The 22,251-nt window shown below is 53.8% G+C and carries 24 protein-coding genes; 6 read left to right on the forward strand and 18 right to left on the reverse strand.

From position 1 onward, the window contains the following. Positions 1–553 precede the first annotated feature (553 nt). From H7A79_RS10090 to H7A79_RS10105, 4 genes are all read right to left on the reverse strand, one after another. A complete protein-coding gene (locus H7A79_RS10090; protein WP_187000155.1) occupies positions 554–973 on the reverse strand; it encodes a murein L,D-transpeptidase in 420 nt (139 codons plus the stop codon). Between the two features lie 25 nt (positions 974–998). Further along, positions 999–1,460, reverse strand: a complete 462-nt coding sequence (locus H7A79_RS10095; protein WP_135034630.1) for an outer membrane protein assembly factor BamE — start codon at positions 1,458–1,460, stop codon at positions 999–1,001. 66 nt (positions 1,461–1,526) lie between these two features. Beyond that, complete coding sequence (locus tag H7A79_RS10100) at positions 1,527–2,990, reverse strand: YadA family autotransporter adhesin (RefSeq protein WP_246407876.1); 1,464 nt, start codon at positions 2,988–2,990, stop codon at positions 1,527–1,529. A 457-nt stretch (positions 2,991–3,447) separates the two neighbouring features. Then, positions 3,448–4,110, reverse strand: coding sequence for a histidine phosphatase family protein (locus tag H7A79_RS10105; protein WP_187000156.1), 663 nt, complete (start codon positions 4,108–4,110; stop codon positions 3,448–3,450). 790 nt (positions 4,111–4,900) lie between these two features. Between H7A79_RS10105 and H7A79_RS10110 the strand changes: the two genes are divergently transcribed. Together H7A79_RS10110 and H7A79_RS10115 are read left to right on the forward strand one after the other, a co-directional pair. Next, complete coding sequence (locus tag H7A79_RS10110; RefSeq protein ID WP_187000157.1) at positions 4,901–5,905, forward strand: quinone-dependent dihydroorotate dehydrogenase; 1,005 nt, start codon at positions 4,901–4,903, stop codon at positions 5,903–5,905. A 144-nt stretch (positions 5,906–6,049) separates the two neighbouring features. Next, on the forward strand, positions 6,050–6,421 hold the full coding sequence (locus H7A79_RS10115) for a nucleoside triphosphate pyrophosphohydrolase family protein (RefSeq protein WP_246407878.1): 372 nt from the start codon (positions 6,050–6,052) through the stop codon (positions 6,419–6,421). 307 nt (positions 6,422–6,728) lie between these two features. Here the strand turns inward: H7A79_RS10115 and H7A79_RS10120 are convergent, their stop codons facing one another. The 6 genes from H7A79_RS10120 to H7A79_RS10145 form a co-directional block, all read right to left on the reverse strand. Beyond that, complete coding sequence (locus H7A79_RS10120; RefSeq protein ID WP_135034627.1) at positions 6,729–7,598, reverse strand: MlaA family lipoprotein; 870 nt, start codon at positions 7,596–7,598, stop codon at positions 6,729–6,731. Further along, a complete protein-coding gene (locus H7A79_RS10125) occupies positions 7,583–7,861 on the reverse strand; it encodes an STAS domain-containing protein (RefSeq protein WP_187000158.1) in 279 nt (92 codons plus the stop codon). Before H7A79_RS10125 ends, H7A79_RS10120 begins: the two co-directional genes overlap by 16 nt. 3 nt (positions 7,862–7,864) lie before the next feature. Continuing rightward, a complete protein-coding gene (locus H7A79_RS10130; RefSeq protein ID WP_187000159.1) occupies positions 7,865–8,464 on the reverse strand; it encodes an MlaC/ttg2D family ABC transporter substrate-binding protein in 600 nt (199 codons plus the stop codon). 46 nt (positions 8,465–8,510) lie between these two features. After that, complete coding sequence (gene mlaD / locus H7A79_RS10135; protein ID WP_187000160.1) at positions 8,511–9,017, reverse strand: outer membrane lipid asymmetry maintenance protein MlaD; 507 nt, start codon at positions 9,015–9,017, stop codon at positions 8,511–8,513. A gap of 5 nt (positions 9,018–9,022) precedes the next feature. Next, on the reverse strand, positions 9,023–9,799 hold the full coding sequence (gene mlaE / locus H7A79_RS10140; protein WP_135034623.1) for a lipid asymmetry maintenance ABC transporter permease subunit MlaE: 777 nt from the start codon (positions 9,797–9,799) through the stop codon (positions 9,023–9,025). A 126-nt stretch (positions 9,800–9,925) separates the two neighbouring features. Next, positions 9,926–10,729, reverse strand: coding sequence for an ABC transporter ATP-binding protein (locus H7A79_RS10145; protein ID WP_187000161.1), 804 nt, complete (start codon positions 10,727–10,729; stop codon positions 9,926–9,928). A 550-nt stretch (positions 10,730–11,279) separates the two neighbouring features. Between H7A79_RS10145 and H7A79_RS10150 the strand changes: the two genes are divergently transcribed. Beyond that, positions 11,280–11,480 (forward strand): hypothetical protein, encoded by a 201-nt coding sequence (locus H7A79_RS10150; protein WP_187000162.1) that lies wholly within the window; start codon positions 11,280–11,282, stop codon positions 11,478–11,480. 52 nt (positions 11,481–11,532) lie between these two features. Here H7A79_RS10150 and lysA read toward each other — a convergent pair whose 3' ends face one another. After that, a complete protein-coding gene (gene lysA / locus H7A79_RS10155) occupies positions 11,533–12,753 on the reverse strand; it encodes a diaminopimelate decarboxylase (RefSeq protein WP_187000163.1) in 1,221 nt (406 codons plus the stop codon). Next, positions 12,750–12,914 carry an LPS translocon maturation chaperone LptM gene (locus H7A79_RS10160; protein ID WP_434968553.1) on the reverse strand — a complete coding sequence of 55 codons (165 nt, stop codon included), beginning with the start codon at positions 12,912–12,914 and terminating at the stop codon, positions 12,750–12,752. Before H7A79_RS10160 ends, lysA begins: the two co-directional genes overlap by 4 nt. A 75-nt stretch (positions 12,915–12,989) precedes the next feature. Between H7A79_RS10160 and cyaY the strand changes: the two genes are divergently transcribed. Then, positions 12,990–13,316, forward strand: a complete 327-nt coding sequence (gene cyaY / locus H7A79_RS10165; protein ID WP_135034638.1) for an iron donor protein CyaY — start codon at positions 12,990–12,992, stop codon at positions 13,314–13,316. A 350-nt stretch (positions 13,317–13,666) separates the two neighbouring features. Here the strand turns inward: cyaY and H7A79_RS10170 are convergent, their stop codons facing one another. Together H7A79_RS10170 and H7A79_RS10175 are read right to left on the reverse strand one after the other, a co-directional pair. Next, complete coding sequence (locus H7A79_RS10170) at positions 13,667–13,906, reverse strand: hypothetical protein (RefSeq protein WP_135034620.1); 240 nt, start codon at positions 13,904–13,906, stop codon at positions 13,667–13,669. 24 nt (positions 13,907–13,930) lie between these two features. Continuing rightward, entirely contained in the window at positions 13,931–14,170 is a 240-nt protein-coding gene (locus H7A79_RS10175) for a hypothetical protein (protein ID WP_187000165.1), read from the reverse strand. A gap of 560 nt (positions 14,171–14,730) precedes the next feature. Here H7A79_RS10175 and ygiD point away from each other — a divergent pair. Then, positions 14,731–15,549 carry a 4,5-DOPA-extradiol-dioxygenase gene (ygiD, locus tag H7A79_RS10180; RefSeq protein WP_187000166.1) on the forward strand — a complete coding sequence of 273 codons (819 nt, stop codon included), beginning with the start codon at positions 14,731–14,733 and terminating at the stop codon, positions 15,547–15,549. A gap of 242 nt (positions 15,550–15,791) precedes the next feature. On the opposite strand, the gene apbC is transcribed toward ygiD, so the two are convergent. Continuing rightward, on the reverse strand, positions 15,792–16,871 hold the full coding sequence (gene apbC / locus H7A79_RS10185) for an iron-sulfur cluster carrier protein ApbC (protein ID WP_135034617.1): 1,080 nt from the start codon (positions 16,869–16,871) through the stop codon (positions 15,792–15,794). 153 nt (positions 16,872–17,024) lie between these two features. Between apbC and H7A79_RS10190 the strand changes: the two genes are divergently transcribed. Next, complete coding sequence (locus H7A79_RS10190) at positions 17,025–17,993, forward strand: L-lactate dehydrogenase (protein WP_187000167.1); 969 nt, start codon at positions 17,025–17,027, stop codon at positions 17,991–17,993. 263 nt (positions 17,994–18,256) lie between these two features. On the opposite strand, the gene queA is transcribed toward H7A79_RS10190, so the two are convergent. The 3 genes from queA to H7A79_RS10205 form a co-directional block, all read right to left on the reverse strand. After that, entirely contained in the window at positions 18,257–19,327 is a 1,071-nt protein-coding gene (gene queA, locus H7A79_RS10195) for a tRNA preQ1(34) S-adenosylmethionine ribosyltransferase-isomerase QueA (RefSeq protein ID WP_187000168.1), read from the reverse strand. 653 nt (positions 19,328–19,980) lie between these two features. Continuing rightward, positions 19,981–21,321 (reverse strand): NCS2 family permease, encoded by a 1,341-nt coding sequence (locus tag H7A79_RS10200; protein WP_187000169.1) that lies wholly within the window; start codon positions 21,319–21,321, stop codon positions 19,981–19,983. Positions 21,322–21,823: 502 nt separating this feature from the next. Further along, on the reverse strand, positions 21,824–22,228 hold the full coding sequence (locus H7A79_RS10205; protein ID WP_187000170.1) for a hypothetical protein: 405 nt from the start codon (positions 22,226–22,228) through the stop codon (positions 21,824–21,826). Between the last annotated feature and the right edge of the window lie 23 nt (positions 22,229–22,251).

A 22,251-nucleotide genomic window follows, 5' to 3' on the forward strand; every position in this document is an offset into this window, starting at 1 on the left:
CCCTTTATCAAAGCAAAGGCCGTCTGAAACATATTTTTCAGACGGCTCCAATGAGTTTGCAGTTAAGGTAGTTTTGCAAAAGCCCCTCGCGGCCGTCTGAAAACTTAACGCCAATACTCCTGCCCGCAATATCCGTCTTCCACCTGAGCGGCAGATGTTTGATTATCAGGCCGAGCCCGATAATCAAGCAGGTGTCTGTAAGATACCGATATAGGTTTTTGGCAACACCAAGGCCGTCTGAAACCGATTCTTTCAGACGGCCTTTTTAGGGAATACCCGCTGTAACGGCATCAAACCGTTTCCGACACCTAATCGGCCGCTGCTTGGGCTTGCAAAAACGTGCTCTTTGCGCCGATACCGGCACCGCAGCAAAACCACAAACCGAGCCCTGCCGACACGGCATTATACCGGCAGCCGGCCGGCAAGCCTGAAACGCCTGCGCCCGTTATGTTCACGGCCGGATGCCGGCCTGCATACCCTGCATCGAAGCCGGGGCCGTCTGAAAATCTGTTTCAGACGGCCCCGGATTTGGAAAATACCTGCTGCAACGGTATCAGACCACTTCCAGCACAAAATAGGCTTTCAGCTTTTCGTATAAATCATCGGTAACGTTGATGCAGCCGTTGGTCATCACGCGCTCCTTCACGTTAGAAGAAGCGATGCGCTCCATGCGGCGTTCCTCGGGCTTGAGTTTCCACACGCGGTGGACGGCAAACATAAAATCGCCGTCTTCTTTAAACTTCATCACATCGCCGCCATAGCCCCGCTGGGTGGTTTTCACGATATTCAGATCAAATGTGCCTTTGGGTGTGGTTTTGCCGATTAATACGGGATAGCAGCGGTTGTTTTCCAAACACAGCTCGGAGCGGTCGGTATAAACCACTGCTTTGCGTTTTTTCAAATGCTCAATGCTGCCGGCCCGGGCAGCTACACCCAAGCCGAGCAGCACGACAATCACTGCAAGTTTGTTCATTACAGTTTCTGCTGGTTGCGCACGCTTATTGGCGGATGCGTTTCGGAGAAGTTTCCACTTCGCGGATAATCACTTCGCGAACGGGCTCTTTCTCTTTCGGACCGCAGCCTTCGGGCAGCCAGAAGAAGCTTTGCGCGTTCATTTTCTTGTCGAACAAGATTTTGTATTGGCAAGTTTTGTGTTCGCCGTTTTCACGGTAGTTGAACAGATAATCCCACTCGCGCACGAAGTATTGGCCTTCGTTGAAATGCGGGCGGCCGATCAGGTTGTAGATTTGGTCTTTGTTCATGCCCGCTTCAATCTGGCGCACATTGTCCCAATTGGGCCAAGAGCCGTGTTGGCTGCCGCTGTGGCGGAAAGTGGTTTTTTCGGGATTCGGCCATACGGGGCTGTCGGTAGTGCCTTCTTTACTTACTTTGCTCAAATTGCCGCAGGCAGCCAAAGCAAGAGCGGCGGCCACGGGTAAAATCAATGCAGACAGTTTCATTATGATTTCCTTTCAATCATTCAATCTTTGAGAAAGGCCGCCGTTTTCAGACGGCCTCTGCCGTTATTACCACTGGTAACCCAGGCTGGCACCCCAATTGACATCTTTGCGGGTGTTTACACCCACGCCGAATTTGGTCGACCATTTGTTGTTGTCGGAGTTATGCGCATAACCCACGGCCAAAGCCTGTTGGTTTTTATAACCGCCCACAGCGGCAGAAACCAAGCTCTTGCCCGGCTCGTTGGGGCGTTGCAAAAAGCCGATGGCGGTGGCACCGGCGATACCGGCACGCAGATCTTTGTCCAAATCATTCACACGGTTGCCCAACGCATCGACACGTTGGTTATAGTTGTTGCTGATATTGGTAATCTGGTTGCCCAAGTTGGTGATGTTGGTGGTGTTGGTGTCCACCTGCTGTGCCACGCTGTAGAGCTGGCTGCCGTTGATGGCATCGGTGCTGGTGGCATTGATGCGGCCGGCGGCAACATTGCTCACGGTGCGCTCGTTACCTGCAGAACCCACACTCACGGTGCCCTTGGGCGAAGTACCCGCAAAGCCGCTGTAAGTGAGGTTGCCCACGGTGGCAGAGTTGGTGGAAACATAAGCCGAGGTGGTAGAGTTCGCGCCCAAGGCCACAGAATTTGCCAAAGAAGCATTGGCAAAGCGGCCTAAAGCCACGGAGTTTTCGGCCGATGCGGCAGCGTTGCGGCCCAAAGCCGCGCTGTCGTTGGCAGATGCATTGGCAGCCACACCCAAAGCCACACTGTTGGTGCCGCCGGCCTTGGCGGCATTACCGCCTGCAAATGAATTGACTGCAGAAGCCGCCGATCTCAAGCCCAAGGCTACGCTGCCGGTGCCGGAGGCATTGGCAGAAGTGCCGAAGGCAGCGCTGTTCACACCGCTGGCTTTGGAGCCTACACCGGCGGCAAGTGCATTAACGGCAGAGCTGTTGGAATGAAGGCCGATGGCGGTGGCATTTTGCCCCGAGGCAACAGAGCGGGTGCCGATGGCGTTGGAATGCTGGCCGCTGGCATTAGCCGCGCCGCCGAAAGCATTGGCATAGTTGCCGCTGGCGCGGGATTCTTGACCCAAAGCAGTGCTGGATCCGCCGCTGGCAATGGCTCTGCGGCCGATGGCAGTGTCGGCGTTTTTCTGCGCTTCGGCCAGATTGCCCAAAGCAGTGGCAGAAATACCGGTAGCTTTGGTTTGCGCACCCAGCGCAACCGAACCGTTTTGAGTGGATTGACTGATGGTGCCGATAGCCACCGAACCTTGATTGGTTGCGGTGGGGCCGTGGCCGATAGCTATCGCATAGCGGCCGCTGGCACCCAAGCTGTCTTTATTGTTGTTGGCCGAAGCGGTGTTTACACCCACAATGCCGCCCACACTCACATATTGAACATTTTGGGTTGTGCCTGCCACATAAGCCGCATTGGCATATGCGCCTGACGACACTGCCATCAGGCCGGCGGCAACAGAAACCGCCAACAGGCGGGGTTGTGCATTGATTTGAACATTTTTACGGTTCATGGTTATCTCCCGATATGAAAGAAGAGTATCGTTCCAGCCTGAATCATCTGGCTCGGCCACAAACAGCCGTATCCTGCTTTTGCAGAACCGGCTTTCCGATACGGTTGGTTGAAACAATTGAAACTCGGCCGAAGCCAATCAATGTTTGGCGGCCTTACTTCGTTTCTTGCTTCCAATAATATAACTTAACGGCATTTGACTAAAGTAAAATTTTAAAATGAAGTCTAAGTTTTTATTACTGTTTTTATCAATATTGGGTATATTTCTTACAAAAATAATAACTTTAGATAATAATTACAACATTATTTATTTACTGTTCTTGTTTTAATTTATATATAAATTTACATTTATTTAATAAATAATTTATAAAAACATATTTCTTTACTTATTTTATTCATAAAGCATTAAAACAAAGAAACCAATCGGAAACAACCTATGCAATATTCAATTTGTTTATTTATGAATATTGGATATTTTTACTTAAAATCCGCCACTTACCGCTATTGAAATAAAGTTTCAAAACTGTTGTATTTTTTACACTTCTATATAAAACAGCTGCAGAATCTATACTTTTCAACAACGCGGTAATCGCCATTCCGTGCGAAACCAATAACACATTGCCGCCTTTGGGCACGTTTTCAACCAGCTGGTTCATGCCCTTTTGCAAACGGCCGACAAACTGCCTTTCCGTTTCCGCCAATTTTAAAGGGTCGAGAATGCTGACACTCTCTGCCAATATATTATGCGTACCGTGGCGGTAACGGTTCAACCAGGCTTCCACATCAGCCTCGCCCTGATGTGCCGCCGCCATTTCATATACAGTTTGCCTTTTCTCACCTTCAAAACCCCCGAAACAATATTCGCACAATGCTTCCAATGGTGTTATTTGCAACGCGGCCTGATCCGCCGCCTGCAAAACCAAGCGCGCGGTTTCCAATGCGCGCGGGCTGGTGCTGGCAAATGCCGCATCAAACACCACCTCCCCCTTCAGGCTGCTGCCCAACGCCGATGCCGCTGCCCTGCCCTCTTGCGTCAACGGCGAATCGCTCCATCCCTGCAAACGTCCTACCGTGTTGAATACGGTTTTGCCGTGGCGCACCAAATAAAGTGTGATTTCCATGTTTTATCCTTAAAAACTTTCTGCTTTCAGACGGCCTGTTGTTTCGTTGCCCTCATAAAAAATCCAATTGTTAATATATTATGTTTTCAACATTATCAGAAGCCGCTGCAAAATTTATAAAATAATGCCGTCTATCGCCATTTTCTCCCAGAATAAACTTATATTAGGTTTTCATAAGCCATTAAAATAAAAAAATTTATTTTTTACGGTCTGTATTCCTCCTTACCCGGCAATGGCAATAATCGGGCATTTCAGACGGCCGCAACAGATTTTGCAAAGGCACCATTTGATAGCAGAACAACACAGAGCCAAACAAACCCAAAACGGTCGGGATACAGCGAATCCGTTTCAGTTCCGCTGCGGCATGGCTGCACTTTGATTCAAAGAAAACCGTTTTACAAGCCGCCCGGGCGGCAACAGAACCGTTTCTGTAATATCTGCAATCTCTGTGGCTTTTGCAGCCTTGTGCTGAAAATAAGCTGCCTACTCTAAAAGGCGGCACAGCCCGCCTTGTTGTGCTTTTTTCCGCCCATTCCTTATATTTAATATTTATTTTTGGAGCCGGCTATAGCCGTCTGACAGGCGGCAATACCGCAGCATTATTCTGTTTCGCCGTCATACAAAACCCGTCCTACGCAACATTAACGCCTCCTTCCGCCGCAGTTTGCCCTCTACTGCCTTTTGCGCCATCGCATACTCCCTATCCGAAACTGCCCGAAATATAGCCGTTCAGGTAAAATAACGCTTGACCGGCATTTATATTTCTTACTCGCTAAACGGCTTATTCATTATGTATTCTTTTCTACGTCCCTTTTTGTTCAAAACCGACCCCGAAAAAGCACACCACTTCACCTTGGCCGCGCTCGGCACCGCCTACCGGCTCGGGCTGCTGCCCAAAGTCAATAGCCAAACCCGCCCGACCCGCCTGATGGGGCTAGATCTGCCCAATCCCGTGGGGCTGGCCGCCGGCATGGATAAAAACGGGGAATATATCGATGCGCTGGCCGCACTGGGCTTCGGCTTTATCGAAGTGGGCACCATCACACCGCGCCCACAAAGCGGCAATCCGCAACCGCGCCTGTTCCGCCTGCCGGAGCACGAAGCCGTAATCAACCGCATGGGTTTCAACAACCACGGTATCGATGCGATGGTGAAAAATATCCAAAACAGCCGCTACAACGGCGTTCTCGGCATCAATATCGGCAAAAATGCCGACACCCCCATCGAAAAAGCGGCCGATGATTATTTGGCCTGTTTGGAAAAAGCCTATGTTCATGCAGGCTATATCGTAGTGAATATTTCTTCGCCCAACACCAAAAACCTGCGCGACCTGCAGGGAGGAGATGAATTGAGCCGGCTGCTGTTTACGTTGAAAAACAAGCAATCACGCCTGGCTGCCGTACATAACCGTTATGTGCCGCTGGCGGTAAAAATCGCCCCCGACTTAAGCGAGGCACAAATTGCCGACATCGCCCATATCGCCGAACAAACCGAAATCGACGGTATCATCGCCACCAACACCACCATTGACAAAACCGCTCTCGGCGGCCATGCGCTGGCAGGAGAGCAAGGCGGTTTGAGCGGCAGCCCCGTGCGCGGAAAAAGCAACCGGGTACTCACACAGCTCGCACAGCATCTCAACGGCAAAGTGCCGGTTATCGGCGTGGGCGGCATTCTCAGCGGGGAAGATGCAGCGGAAAAAATGCGCTTGGGCGCCACCGCCGTGCAACTCTACAGCGGCATGGTGTTTCGAGGCCCCGATCTGGTTCGCGACTGCTTGAAGGCCTGCGTTTAAGGCATAAAAAAAATCAAACCGCCGTCCGATTATTGGATTTTTAAAGTAACAAACAGCCTGAAAATCCTGCTTGTTTTTGATTTTATCCCAATATGAAAAACGGGGTTCCTTATCACCCATTCGAGATCAAAGGCAGTTTTGCGCTTGATAAACAAAGATGGAACTGCCTTACCTATCTTTTTAGGAGGACAGATGCTGCCGGATAACTTAGTGAACCGCTGTCGTGCCATCCGCACGGCCTATAGAGCGCTGGAAATCAAACACCATGGGGCAGAATGGTCTATTGAAGAGGACTTACTGGCCTTATCCAACGACATCGGCAATATGAACCGCCTGATCATGACCAAACAAGGCCGTTACTACGATGAAACGCCATATAGACTGGAACATAAACTTGCTGAGAATATCTGGTGGCTGATCGAGCTGGCCGACCGTCTTAACATAGATATTCAAAAAGAGATGGAAGCCTTTTTGGCGGAGAAAGAAAAACAATTCGGGATAACCGATAAGGGCTGAAACCCGCCCGGGCAGCCCGTAAAACCAACTCTTTAAGTACCCCGCTCCGCTTTAAAACAACCGCATGGGCTTACCGGTTCACATTATTGTGTGCGGCTTGCGCTGCCTGATGCTGATTTTACGGATTAGCCATACCACGGCCAAATCCGGGCATAGCGGCGGTTATACGGACAGCGGGCTCTTGTCCAATCCGCCTCAGGCCGTCTGAAATGCAAAGGCCCTCTGAAATGCAAAGGCCCTCTGAAAAACAAAAAAGCAGGGCTGCGTTTCTGCTCTTTTGTTTTTCAGACGGCCTTATTGGTTATTGCTAACTGTCGGGATGCCACAGCGTCAATATTCCGCCCCGGGCTTCCGGCATATCCGGGCTGCTTGCTTGCGGTTGCGCTTCGGCAGCCTGCTCTGTTGCGGGCGTATATTCCCGTGCCGGCGGCGGGCTGTTTTCATCGGAAACCAAATCATCGATGTCGATTTCTTCATCAGCACCCTGCGGCAGAGCAGAGCCGGTTTGGCGGGCGCGCATTTTCATAAAGAGATCACGGGTATAGGCATATTTGTCGATGGCAGCATCGTTCAAGCTGTCGGTCAAATCCAGATACTGCTCGCGGATGTTGGCAGCCCTCAGGCTTTGCAGTGCAATTCTTCCCGCAGGTTTGGGGAACACCACATTATCGATGGGGTAAAAGGTGGTGATGGTGCTGCCGATGCTGTCGCGCACGGTAGAAGGCCCGGTGAGCGGATAAACAAAATAGTTGCTGTTTTTCCAGCCCCAAGAAGCAAAAGTGTCGCCCAAAGTGTTTTTATTGTTGGGAACGCCGCCCGCATCGGCAATATTGATTAAGCCGCCCAAGCCGAAAGTGGAGTTGATGCCCACGCGCACAAAGTCTTCGCTGCTGCGCTTGATGTCCAGCCGCAACAGGTTGCTGCCCATGCTGACCACATCGCGCAGATTGTCGAAAAAGTTGGTTACGCCCGTCCGCACGGGTTTCGGCGTTACGGCACGGTAGCCCCGGGCTACGGGGGAGAGAACGTATTTATCGGCGGTGTCGTTCACTTTGAACATCACACGGTTGTAACGCTCGTAGGGGTCGGCCGGATTGCGTTCGGCCAGGGCGGGCCGGGCGGCGGTAAGGCTCAATACAATCAGGATAATGGCAGATTTTTTCACGGATTCACCCATTCGTTGATTTCATACAATTCGGCCAAGGCTTGAACCGAGGTGGGAATACCGCGCAAAAGCGGTGCTTCAGGCTTGGCACGCAAAGCACCCAACAGCAGCGATACACAGGCCGAATCGGCGCGCTCCACACCCGAAAAATCAACAGCGGCGGTTTCTTTCAGACGGCATTGCTGCTCAAAACGGCTGTAAACGGCCTGCGTAACGGTTTTCACCGTTACGTTGCCGCCCACATACAGCACGCCGTTGCGTACTTCTGATTCCATGGTTTATCTGCCGCCGTTTTTCGATTTCAATTCGGCAATCAGGCCATCTATGCCTTTGTTTTTAATGGTTTCGCCAAACTGGTTGCGGTATACCGTTACCAGGCTCGCACCCTCGATGGCCACGTTGTAGGCACGGTATTTGCCGCCGCTCTGATAGGTGCTGAAATCCATCATCACAGGCTTACCGCCGGGCTGGGTGATTTCGGCGCGCACCACCACTTCTTTGCCGCCACGGTTTACCACGGGGTTGTCTTTCACCACCACGTTGGCGTTTTTGTATTTCAACATCGTGCCGGAATAAGTGCGGATCAGCAGGGTTTGAAACTCTTTCGACAATACCTGTTTCTGCGCCGGTGTGGCCTCGCGCCACGGGTTGCCCACCGCCAGCGCAGTCATGCGTTGGAAATCGAAGTTGGGCAGAGCATGGCTTTCGGCTTTGCGGCGCACGGCGGCATCGTTGCTGCCGTTGGCTTCTTTCAAGATATCCAACACTTGGGTGGCATTGGTACGCACTTGGTTAACCGCTTCGGCCGGTGTGGCAAAAGCAAGGTTGATGCTCAGCAGGCCGATGCCAAATGCGCTGAATAAGGCTGATTTTTTCATGGTTGGTTTTCCTATCGGATTTCTTGTCGATGAATCGAAACAACAACTACTCGGCGGCAGAGCCGCTGCCTGCGGTTTCCGAACCACCCGAGCTTTTCTCGGCAAAGCCGGTCATAAATTTGCCGATCAGGTTTTCCAGCACCATAGCCGATGCGGTTACGGTGATGGTGTCGCCTGCGGTAAGGTTTTCTGTCTCACCGCCCTGTTGCAGGCCGATATATTGTTCGCCCAAGAGGCCTGAGGTGAGAATCTGCGCCGACACATCGGTGCTGAACTGATAGCGGCTGTTTAAATCAAGGCTCACTTTGGCCTGGTAGCTTTTCGGGTCGAGCTGTATGCCGCCCACACGCCCCACCAACACGCCGGCCGCTTTCACGGGGGCATTCACTTTCAGGCCGCCGATGTCGGTGAAATCGGCATACACCGTATAGGTTTGGCCGGATCCCCCGCCTACTGCCGCGCCGCCTGCCACGCGGAAGGCCAAAAAGCCCACGGCAGCCGCCCCCAGCAAGACAAACAAACCGACCCAAAGTTCCAAAACACTCTTTTTCATGGCAGTTACCCGGTAAACATCAATGCAGTCAAAATAAAATCAATCGCCAGCACGGTGAGCGCCGACGACACCACCGTGCGGGTGCTCGCGCGCAGAATCCCTTCCGATGTGGGCACGCAGTGAAACCCTTGATGTACGGCAATCAGCGTAACGGCCACACCGAACACGGCCGATTTAATCAAACCGTTTACCACATCATATTGAATGGAAATATTGCTCTGCATCTGCGACCAGAAAATGCCGCTGTCCAACCCCAAATATTGCACACCAATCAAATAGGCGCCGTAAATACCCGCCACATTGAAAATCGAAGCCAGCAGCGGCATCGAGGCTACGCCCGCCCAAAAACGCGGCACCACCACGCGGGCAACGGGGTTGACCGCCATCACATTCATCGCTTCGAGCTGTTCGGTGGTTTTCATCAGGCCGATTTCGCTGGTCATCGCGCCGCCCGCGCTGCTGGCAAACAGAATCGCCGCCAACACCGGGCCGAGCTCGCGCAGCAGGCTCGCCGCCACCATATAGCCCAGAATATCCGCCGATTTGAATTTGGAAAGCTGCGTATAGCCCTGCAAACCCAACACCATGCCCACAAACAGCCCCGACACCGCCACAATCAGCACCGAGAGCACGCCCGCAAAATACATCTGGCGCACGCTCAGCCGAAAGCGCAGCAAAGCCGTGCCCGATTTGGCGAGTATCTGCACAAAAAACAGACACACACTGCCGAGCGCGCGGATAAAGTTAAGGGTTTTCGCCCCTGTGGTTTGAATAAAATTCATGGTTTCTTCAATATGGGTGTTTTTTCAGACGACCAAACCCTCTGCCTGCATTATTCCGATATTCCAAATTATTCCAAATTGCTTTTTTCAGACGGCCGCTGCCGCAAGGCCGTCTGAAAGCACGGGTCAGCGACCCAGCAAATCCTGCTGCAAACCGGTGGCGGCCGGGTAGCGGAACGGCACGGGGCCGTTGGGCAGGCCTTCTACAAACTGCTTCACCCACGGCGAATCCTGCCGGCGCATGGCTTCGGGCGTGCCTGAAAACACGATTTCCCCATCGGCCAAAAAAACCACCTGGTTCACAATCGCCAGCGACTGCCCGACATCGTGCGTTACCATCACGCTGGTGGAGCGCAAGGCTTTGTTGATGCGGCTGATCAAATGCGCAATCACGCCCAGCGAAATCGGGTCGAGGCCGGTAAACGGCTCATCGTAAAGCATGATTTCCGGGTCGAGCGCGATGGTGCGCGCCAGTGCCACCCGCCTGGCCATACCGCCCGACAATGCAGACGGCATCAGTTTTTCCACGCCGCGCAGGCCGACTGCATTCAATTTCAACACCACCAAATCGCGGATAACCGCTTCGGGCAGGCGGGTGAGCTCGCGCATGGGAAACGCCACATTGTCAAACACCGTCAAATCGGTAAACAGCGCGCCGTGCTGAAACAGCACGCCCATGCGGCGGCGGTGTTCGTAAAGTTCGCCCGCCCCCATCTGCGCCAAATCGCGCCCCTCCACCAACACCTGCCCCTGCTGCGGGTGGAGCTGGCCGGTTATCAGGCGCATCAGCGTGGTTTTGCCGCTGCCCGAGCCGCCCATAATGGCCGCAAAATTACCCTGCTCGATGGTGAAGTTGATATTGTGAAGAATCGGGCGTTCGCCATAGGCAAACGCCACATTTTTCATTTCGATAAAAGGAGAAAGGCTCATGCAGGTGGAAGAGATTGAAATTTCGACATTTTAATTATTTACACAGCCGAGGGCAATTTTTCAGACGGCCTTTGCGTGCAAAAAATACACGAATGTATGTAAATTACTGAAATTATTCTACTTCACAGCCAACGAAAAACCCTGAAAAATACAACAGAACGGCCTAGACGGAAACTGTGGCCGTAATAATGTTACAAACAGCTTCCCCGAAATTTTGCAGCACAGCATCATCAGCCGTTTGCCCGGTTTCAGGCAGGTTTCAGGCCGAATGTTGCCGCTGCGGCATCGCAGGTTTACCGAACGGGCAACGGAATCCCGATGCCGTATCGCAGAAAGCGGGCAACGCTATGCACATTGTGAATCGGCTTCGGCCGGATTTTTAAGGATGCGCGAAATTTGCGCATGGGCGTTTACGGCAAGCAAGGCCGTCTGAAAAATGCTAAAAAATGCTTTTCAGACGGCCGTGTATATTTGAATCGGCTTAGGTATCAATCCGCACAAGGCGGGCACAGGGGTTGGCGGCAGCCCGCTGCCGGGCAGGTGCAGTTTGATGCGCCTGGAAGATTGGTTTTGCCAAATTGAAAATGCGCAGGGTTTGCGCATGGGCGTTTACGGCAGGCAAGGCCGTCTGAAAAATGCTAAAAAATGCTTTTCAGACGGCCATATATGTTGGAATCGGCTGAGATGTATCAATCCCACAAGGCGGGCGCAGGGGTTGGCGGCAGCCCGCTGCCGGGCGGATGCAGTTTGATGCGTTTGTCGGATCGGGGTTCGCTGCCCTGCCCTGCCGGAAAGGCACGCCGCTACAAACACGCCGTTTCGTTGGCCATTTGCTGTTCCCACGTTTCACGCCGGCGGATTAGGCGGGCTTCGCTGCCGTTTACCAGCACTTCGGCCGCTCTGTTGCGGGTGTTGTAGTTGCCGGCCATGCTGCTGCAATAGGCACCGGCATCGGCAACCAGCAGCAAATCGCCTGCTTCGCAGGCAAGCTCGCGCTCTTTGCCGAGAAAATCGCCGGTTTCGCAAATGGGGCCGACCACATCGGCAACAAACGGCTGCCGTTTTTTCTGCCCGACCACTTCGATGCGGTGGTAGGCATGGTAAAGCGCGGGGCGCATCAAATCGTTCATGGCGGCATCGACAATCACAAAGTTTTTTTCTTCGCCCTGTTTCACAAATTCAACCCGCGTCAGCAATGTGCCGGCGCGGCCGACCAGGCTGCGGCCGGGTTCGAGTACCAGCTTTTGGCGGCGGCCGGCCATCATGCGGGCAACGGATTGGGCATAGGCATTCAGATCGGGGGCATTTTCATCGCGGTAGACGATGCCGATGCCGCCGCCCAAGTCGATATGCTCCAACTCGATGCCTTCTGCGGCCAAGCGGTCGACCAGCAGCAGAATGCGTTCGCAGGCTTCGACAAGCGGGCTTAAATCGGTGAGCTGCGAACCGATGTGGCAGTCGATGCCGGTGATTTTCAGACGGCCCAACCCCGCAGCATAGCGGTAGGCAGCAGGGGCATCGGCGTAGGCAATGCCGAATTTGTTGGATTTCAGGCCGGTGGAAATATAGGGGTGGGTTTTGGCATCGACATCGGGGTTGATGCGCAGCGAAACGGGCGCGGTTTTGCCGATGCGTTCGGCCACGGCCTGAATGCGGTCAAGCTCGGGCAGACTTTCCACATTAAAACACAACACCCCCGCGTTTAAGGCGAACTCAATTTCGGCCTCGCTTTTGCCCACGCCCGAAAAAATCGTTTTGCCCGCATCGCCGCCTGCGGCCAGCACACGCGCCAATTCACCGCCGGAAACAATGTCGAAACCGCTGCCGAGCACGGCAAAATGTTTGAGTATGCTCAGATTGCCGTTGGCCTTCACGGCATAACACACCAGCGGGTTCAGGGTGGCAAAAGCATCGGTGTAGGCGCAGAAAGCACCGGTAAGTGCCGCTTGGCTGTACACATAAAGCGGCGTGCCGAATTCGCCGGCAAGGCGGCTGTAGGGGGTTTGTTCGCAATACAGGGTCATGGCTGTTTCGGGGAGTCGGCAGGTTTTTCAAAGGGCTGCCCGATGCCGGTTTGAATCACACCGAAGCGGGCATCATCGTTTTCTTTGGGCAGGTAGAGGTTGCCTTTAAAACCGCAGCTGCACAGCAGCAAAAAGGCGGGCAACAGCAGGATGGGTTTCATCATGAGTCTTCCGTAGGGTGCGTTAATGTGGCAAGATGCGGCATCTTAAACAAAAATATTCCGATACACAAAGCCATCATGACCGAAAGTGAATTTTTACAGCATTCCGATGCTTTATTTGCCCACATCGAAGACCGGCTGGACGAAGGCGGCTGGGATTTTGATTGCCGTTTGAACGGCAACGTGCTCACCATCGAAGCAGAAGGCGGCGCACAGATTATCATCAACCGCCACACGCCCAATCAGGAGCTGTGGATTGCCGCCAAAAGCGGCGGCTACCATTTTGCCGAAAACAACGGCCGCTGGCTCTCCGCCCGCGACGGCAGCGAATTTTTTGCCGTGCTCAATCAGGCATTAAGCGCTGCGGCGGGCGAAGAAGTGCGGGTGGAAGCGTTCGGTTAACGCCCGTTTTTGATTCTATGAAGGTTTGAGGCCGTCTGAAAACTTTTCAGACGGCCTCAAACATAAAAAATATAAAGAAAAATGAACCGACTCCGAATCATTGCCTACAGCTATTTGGAGCCGTTTGAATATTTTCGGCTGATAAAAAGGTGGGCGGCATAAAGCAAATCGGCAATATATGCCGTTGAAAGAATCAGCATCACAGTATATATGCCTTGTATATTTAACGGTTTGTATACCAAAAAATATGCAGCTGAAAAGCAAACCAGAATATATACCATTCTAATCGGGGGATTGTTTTGCATATCCGAGTTTCCGATTGAAGTAAATATTTTAGATAAAATCCGTTTTTATTTTTCTTTGTTTTTCCCAAACGCTTTTTGGTTAAAAGCCTTATTTAATAAGAAATTGACCGGCACAAAAATAAGTGTGGCAATAACGGTAAACTTAAGGGCTTCCCCAATTGTCGGATACATTAAAAAATAAGAGGACAACAACATAAATATAAAAAAGATACTTCCCGAAATCAATATAAATCTTCCAATATTCATAACAACTCCTATAATTATATCAATCAACCACATCGGCATAACAGATAGCTTAGATAAAACACACTAAGCTATCCTAATCTTGCTAATAATTAAGGATTGCCAAGCATCGCTGATTACTGCTGCGCCAAAACCGCCAACAAAACCACCAACCGCTCCCAAGCCTGCACCAACGGCAGTTGCCGTGCCTATTGCAGCAGCTCTGCCCCAATTGACCCTACCCCGATCCCAACCACCTGCAACCAAATCCAGTTCAGTCATGGTTAATTCCTGCATACCCATATTGTTCACGGTCAAAGCTGTCATAATAATACTCCTATCTTCTATAAAAAATTAATGAAACATAGATTTTCCGATAATAAATATCAAACAAATCTGGTTCGTATGAGTTCCATCGACTTAATTTTGTTTCGTTTAATTAAGTTTTTTTTGCAATAAAAATTTATAAAAAATTAACCATAAAATCATATTATTGATATAGGCTTGCAGAGTGATATATAAAATATGAATATATGGCATGATCCCACCATAAAACGGCATCTGAACCACCCGATATATGTTTTCCTAAAACACCGTCATGTATCAGTAGTTATTTTTCCTATATGCCGCCAAGATGTTAACGCTTTGTTTTTAATTTGATATTTTCCATAGTATTAACTTTTGAAAGTTTGTTGCTTTCCGCCGTTTATCCGATGAATGGGCTTTCCTGTTGAGGCCGTCTGAAAGTTTTCAGACGGCCTCAAACCATGCCGGATTAAATTTCCCAATAGGAAAAGATAAATCAACAAACGGCCTATTTATCAAACAAAATGGCAGGCTTATACTGACTGCCATTCCATGATACAGAGATACATAAAGGTTTTGCCATGAAACTGCCCGTTTTATTCCTCGGCCACAGCAGCCCGATGAACGCCATGCGCGACACGCCTTACAGCCGCAACTGGCGCAGGCTCGGCTCGGCATTACGGCAGCACTACCGCGGCAGAATCCGCGCCGTACTGGCCGTTTCCGCCCATTGGTGCACCGACGGCACCGCCGTAACCGCCATGCCCGACCCGCGCACCATCCACGATTTCGGCGGCTTTCCGCAGGAATTGTTCGCTATGCGCTATCCCGCGCCGGGCAGCCCCGGGCTGGCCGCCGAAATCCGCTCGCTACTGCGCGAACACGCCGTGACCGCCGATTTCGGCTGGGGCTTGGACCACGGCACTTGGAGCGTGTTGTGCCATCTGTTTCCCGAAGCCGATATTCCCGTGGTGCAGCTGAGCCTGAATGTGAATCTCGATGCACCTGCCCATTTCGCGCTTGCCCGCCGTTTGGCGCCGCTGCGCGAACAAGGCGTGCTGATTGCGGGCAGCGGCGACATCGTCCACAACCTGCGCCTGATGGACTGGCGCGCGCCCGACTCAACCGGCAACGCCTACGAATGGGCACAAAGCGCGCGCATTTTGGTGAACGGCTGGCTGGAAAACGGCAACACGCAGGCGCTCACCGATGAGGCAGCCTACCCGCCGGCGCTGCATCTGGCTGCGCCCACGCCCGAGCATTGGCGGCCGCTGCTGTATGCCGCCGGCGCCGCCGCTTCAGACGAACCGTTGCAGATTTTCAACGATGACATCATCGGCAAATCGCTGAGCATGACTTCGGTGGTGTTCGGACACGATGCGTTGTTTGAAGCGGCGTGAGGCATCATGATGCAGCGTAAAGGTTAGGAAGCCGATTCGGTTTTCCGCAAAATTTCAGGCCGTCTGAAACACCCGATCGCCGTCATACCCGGGCTTGTCCGAGTATCTGCCATTTTTTCGAAAACAATGAGATGACCCGGTCAAGCCCGAGCATGACGCAGGGGGCTAAAATCCGGCATAACCTGCAAAACTTCAGGCCGTCTGAAAACTGTTTTTCAGACGGCCTGAGTTCGTTCCAACCTTTATTCCACCACGATTTTTGGAAAACGGCTGCTGAAATCTCTGCCTTTGTCGGCCACTGCCAGCGCAATCTGCCAGGCGGCTTCGGTGTAGATTTCTGCAATCGCCGGCTGCGCCTGCTGCATGGCAAATGCCGTGCCATTGTCCATCGCCTCGCGCACGGGCAGGCTCAGCGGCAGTTGCCCCAGCAGCGGCACCCCCAGCTTGGCGGCCAGGTTTTTGCCGCCATCGCTGCCGAACACGGCTTCGGCATGGCCGCAATTGGAGCAGATGTGCACCGACATATTCTCTAACACACCGAAAATCGGGATATTCACTTTGTGAAACATATCCACCGCTTTGCGTGCATCGATTAAGGCGATATCTTGCGGAGTGGTCACCACCACCGAGCCGGTTACGGGGATTTTCTGCGACAGGGTAAGCTGGATATCGCCGGTGCCGGGCGGCAGGTCGATGAAGAGATAGTCCACACCGTTCCACTCGCTTTGGAACAGCAGCTGCTGCAACGCTTGGCTGAGCATGGGGCCGCGCCACACCACGGCCTGATCGGTATCGATCAGAAAGCCTATCGACATCACCTGTATGCCGCCTTCGGCCTCAACGGGAATCAATTTTTGGTCGGCCTGCGCAGGCTTGCCCCCGGCCACACCGAGCATGGTGGGCTGGCTGGGGCCGTAGAGATCGGCATCGAGCACGCCCACGCGCGCGCCCATGCGCGACATGGCGGCGGCCAAATTGGCGGCGGTGGTGGATTTGCCCACGCCGCCTTTGCCCGAAGCGATGGCGATGATGTTTTTTACCCCCTTGATGGTGGCCACGCCCGGCTGCACTTTATGCGTGCCGATCAGCACATCGATGCCCAAGTGAACCGGCGCGCCGCCGGCAAGCGGCGTTAAGGCCGTCTGAACGCGCTCGGCCAGCTCCTGCCTGATGTGGGCAACGGGAAAGCCAAACTGCAAACAGACATGCAGGCCGTCTGAACGCGCCTCTGCCTGCATCACGGCTTTGTCGCTGCCCAGCGTGCGGCTGCTGCGGGGGATTTCAACCGCATCCAATGCAGCCCTGATTTCTGAAATATTCATGTATGCACCCTTTTCGCGTATCAAGTTTGAGGCAACAAATAACAGGCCGCATTTTAGCAGAAGCCGGCACAACCGCGCCGCCCTTCAGACGGCCCCCTCTGCCTGCGCTTTCCTTTATAATCACAACCGCTTCACATCACAAAAGGATAGAAAATGACTAAAAAAGTAGGCAACAAAGTGGTGGTTGTCGGCACCGGCGCCGTGGGCATCAGCTACGCTTATTCGATGCTCAACCAAGGCCATTGCGATGATATGGTATTGATTGATCTCAACCGCAAGCGCGCCGAAGGCGAAGCGCGCGACCTGCGCCACGGCGTGCCCTATGCCCCCACCCCCACCCGCGTTTCAGTGGGCAGCTATGCCGACTGCTCCGATGCCGACATCGTCTGCATCTGCGCCGGCCTGCCGCAACGCCCGGGCGAAACCCGGCTCGATCTCATCGACAACAACCTCAAAGTGTTCCACAGCATCGTTACCGCCGTGATGGCCTCGGGCTTCAACGGCATTTTTTTGGTGGCCACCAACCCTGTGGACGTGCTCTCCTACGCCACCTGGAAATTTTCCGGCCTGCCCAAAGAGCGCGTTATCGGCTCCGGCACCATTCTCGACACCGCCCGTCTGCGCGTATGTTTGGGCAACGAATTCCAAGTTGCCCCCGTGAGCATCGATGCCATGATGATCGGCGAACACGGCGACAGCGTGATTGCCGCCTGGAGCACGGCCAACATCGCCGGCATGCCTCTGAAACAGATTCTCGAGCAGGAAGCAGACGGCAAAGCCCATATGGAAAAAATCTACCGCAACGTGCGCAACGCCGCCTATGAAATCATCGATGCCAAAGGCTCCACCAGCCACGGCATCGGCATGGGTTTAAGCCGTATTTCCAACGCTATTCTGCACAATCAGAGCGTGGTGCTCACCGTTTCGACCCTGCTCGAAGGCGAATTCGGCCAACACGGCGTATATATCGGCGTGCCCGCCGTGATCAACCGCCGTGGCGCGGTGCGCGTGATCAACAAACCGCTGGACGAAAGCGAATCGGCACTGTTTGCCGAGTCTGCCCGCCTGCTCAAAGGCTGCCAGCAGAAAGTGGACGAATTTCCGGCAGCCCGGGCCGTCTGAAAAAACGCAGGAAAACCATAAGGCCGTCTGAAATGCTTCTATCCCGTCATCCCGGCGCAGGCGGGAAGCCGGCTTTAAAACCATCAAGTATTTTATTTACAAAAAAACAACAAACAACCGGATTCCCGCCTGCACGGGGCAACACAGCAGACTTGCCGAGCCGACAGCGATGGCTGAATATTTCAGACGGCCTGAATAATTTTGCAAATAAATTTTGCAAAGGCTTCGGCCTTGTATATTTTACAAAGCGCAAAGCCTCACCGTCATCCCCCTGCCGGGGTTCGGGCGGGCTGTTTGGGCAGCCCGTTTTCCCGCCCCAGCAGCATGGCATCACCGTAGCTGAAAAAGCGGTATTGCTGCCGCACGGCATGGCAGTAAACGGCGCGGATGTGATCCATGCCCGAAAATGCGCCCACCAGCATCAGCAGGGTAGACTTGGGCAGGTGGAAGTTGGTAATCAGGCGGTCGGCCACACGGAAACGGTAGCCGGGGGTGATGAAAATATCGGTGTCGCCCTCTCCCGCTTTCAAACGGCCGGTTGCGCGTGCGGCCGATTCGAGCGCGCGCATCGAGGTGGTGCCCACCGCCCACACGCGGTTGCCGCGCTCTTTGGCGGCTTCAACGGCCGCCACGGTTTCGGGCGGCACGCTGAACCATTCGCTGTGCATTTTGTGTTCGGCGATGTTTTCCACCCGCACAGGCTGAAACGTGCCCGCGCCCACATGAAGCGTAACCTCGGCCGTGTGCACACCTTTACTGCGCAGGGTTTGCAGCAGCGCATCGGTAAAATGCAGGCCGGCGGTGGGAGCGGCCACCGCACCCTGATGTTTGGCATACACGGTTTGATAGCGTTCGCTGTCGCCATCATCGGCGGCACGGCCGATATAGGGCGGCAGCGGCAAATGGCCGCTTTGTTCGAGAACGTCATACACGCTCAGGCCGCTGTCGAAGCGCAGGCAAAACAGCCCGTCCGCCGAACGCGCTTCCATCACCGCACGGATGCCGCCGTCAAACATCAAAACGCCGCCCGCCTTGGGCGGCTTAGACGCGCGGATATGCGCCAGCGCGTGCCGGCGGCCGGTAACGCGCTCGATTAAAGCCTCGATTCTGCCGCCGCTTTCTTTGATGCCGAACAGCCGCGCCTTCATCACTTTGGTGTTGTTAAACACCAAAACATCGCCTGCCGCCGCATAATCGGGCAGCGCCGCAAACAGCGAATCCTCAAGCGGCCTGCCGGGCAGCGCGGCCAGCAGGCGGCTGCCGCCGCGCTCGGCGGGGGGGTGTTGGGCAATCAGGGTTTCAGGCAGCTCGAAATCGAAATCGGAAATACGCATGGCGGGCAAAAAACAAACTAACGGTTTGGGAAAACAGGATTGAAGGCAGGATTATAGTCTAATTCCATCCGCTTCCGATATCGGCCGGCGCACGCAGAGCGCGCGGCAAGGCAAGGGCAGCCGTGCCTGAACAAAGCAGGCGCAACCTGTTTTGTGCAGCCAGAAACCTGCCGGCAATCTTTGAATCAAAAAGGCCGTCTGAAAACCTGTTCAGACGGCCTGAATAGTCCGCATCAGCAATGCGCTTGCCCGCTGCCGCGTGTTCTGCACACAACCAGGGGAACAGCCTCGGTGCGGCACCGCAAAAGACGGAGCAGACTCTTCTGCATAATCAAGCAGACAAATAATTCTGCTGCGGCATTGCCGCCCCAAAAAGCAGCCCGACCGCTATACGTTTCAGCACCCGGGTGGAACAGCCGAAGCGGTGCTGCCCGAAATGCTGCGCTCCGGCAGGTTCAGGCCGTCTGAAAAAACGGCGGGGAAATGGCGCGGCATCGCAAAGTCGGTTGGGTTCTGATTGTTAGGGGCAGTCCGGATATCTGCCTTGATTGCGGTGAAGCCGCCCTGCCCCGCTGCGGCCTTGCCGCGCTATCCGGTTGTTTGCGGCTTGTTTGGGGTGAAAACAGTGAATCGACCGTTATCCGCCGGGCGGTTTATGCGCCCAAAAACCAGAATTTGGCCGCCCACGCCAGCGCGACCGCCCACACCATCGGCGGCACGTCTTTGGCGCGGCCGCACAAAAGTTTGATAACGGCGTAGCTGATAAAGCCCATGGCGATGCCGTCTGCAATCGAATAAGAAAACGGCATGAACACGATGGTTAAAAACGCGGGGGCGGCTTCGGTGATGTCGTTCCAGTCGATATCGGCGGCACTGCGCAGCATATGCACGCCCACATACAGCAGCGCGGGGGCGGTGGCAAATGCGGGCACGCTCTGCACCAGCGGCGAAAACCACAAACAGGCCAGCATTAACACACCCACGGTTACGGCGGTCAAACCCGTGCGCCCGCCTGCCGACACGCCCGCCGCGCTTTCAACATAGGGCGTGGTGGACGATGTGCCCAACGCCGCGCCCGCCACGATGGCGGTAGAATCGGCGAGCAGGGCTTTTTTCAGGCGCGGCAGTTTGCCGTTTACCAGCAGCCCGGCGCGGTGGGAAACGCCGACCAGCGTGCCGGTGCTGTCGAACAAGTCCACCAAGAAAAACACGAAAATCACGCTGATCATGCTGATGTTGAACAAACCGCTGAAATCCATCTGCATGAATGTAGGGGCAATGGCGGGAATTTGGCCGGCCACGCCTTTAAACTCGGTCAAACCCAGCGCGGCGGCAATGCCGGTTAAAGCCAAAATGGTGAGGATAATCGCGCCGCGTATGCGGAAATAATCCAACACAATCACCATTGCGAAGCCCAAAAAGGTGAGCAAAACCGGCCAGTTGGGCAGCTTTGCTCCGTTGTTTTCTACATAGAAATCGCCCATTTTCACCAGCGTGGCGGGGCTGTCGATAACAATGCCCGCACCTTTGAGGGCAATCAGGGCGAGAAACAGGCCGATGCCGGCGGCTATCGACATTTTCAGGCTCATCGGCAGCGCATTCACAATCGCTTCGCGCACTTTGAAAAAGCTGAATAAAATAAAGATGATGCCCGACACAAACACCGCGCCGAGCGCAACCTGCCACGACACGCCCATGCCTTTGACCACGGCAAAAGTGAAATAAGCGTTCAAGCCCATGCCGGGTGCCAGCGCAATCGGATAATTCGCCAGCAGCCCCATAACCAGGCAGCCGATGGCGGCGGAAATACAAGTGGCCACAAACACCGCGCCCATATCCATGCCGGTTTCCGACAGAATCAGCGGGTTGACAATCACGATGTAACACATCGCCAAAAAGGTGGTAAGGCCGGCCAGAAGCTCGGTGCGCACATCGGTGCCGTGTTTGTCGAGCTGAAACAGCCGCTCTAAAAGATGATGCTGCGGGTTGTTCATCAAAAACTTCCTTTAAGGTTGAAACCCCGCTGCGGCAGCGCACAAGCTGCACAATCGGGGCTGAAATAAAACAGCCGCATTATAGCGGATTTGCCCGCATATTTGACCCGATGGGGCGTGCTGCGGCCGGCAACAATGGTTCCGTTGTTTTGAGTATGCCGGAAAGCGGCACGGCACGGCCGTGCTTTCGGGCATCCCGGCAATATTTGAACATGCCCAAACGGGTATTCGGGCAAAAACAAAACGCAAACAACACCGGGGTTCCAACACTTTCAGGCCGTCTGAAAATGTTTCAGACGGCCTTGGGCATTAGTAGGGAAAAATCCAATCGGTATTGCGCTTCATTGCATTTGGGTCATCGAATTTGATACCCCATACCGCAGTGGCGCAGCAGCTTGGAAGCGGTCAAACAGCCAACCGCCCGACAGGCAGTTTGCAGCGACTGTCTGAAAAACAGGCATAGCGTGTTCCCGCATTCAGAAAATAGGTGGCGCGGCATCTTTCAGACGGCTGCTGTTTCACTTGCCGTATAGCGCGGCCTGAATGCAATCGTGAAACGGCTGCACTTTCGCTGCAACGCCACAGGTTTTGCTCCGCCAACGCCCGTCAACACGGGCAGACAGCCCGCAAGGCCGTCTGAAAATACCCCTGCCCCCGCAAATCTGCCCTGCTCGTGTGAAAATCCGAGTGAAACTACCAAATCAATCAGATGCAAAGTGCTTGGATTGCGTTTGCGCAGAAGCGGTGGGGCGATAACGGCATTTCTGATATTTTTTGGATGGTACAAAAGCAGATATTGGGAAAGGCTGAAAAAGTTTTCAGACGGCCTGAAAGTGTTGGAAAAGAGGGAGGTTTCACAATACAGCCCGCCCACTGAATAAGTTTCAAGAAAGTGCAGCCGCTTCACGGCGGCAACCGTTTTTGCCTGCA

Source organism: Neisseria musculi (genome assembly GCF_014297595.2).
Classification (GTDB): domain Bacteria; phylum Pseudomonadota; class Gammaproteobacteria; order Burkholderiales; family Neisseriaceae; genus Neisseria; species Neisseria musculi.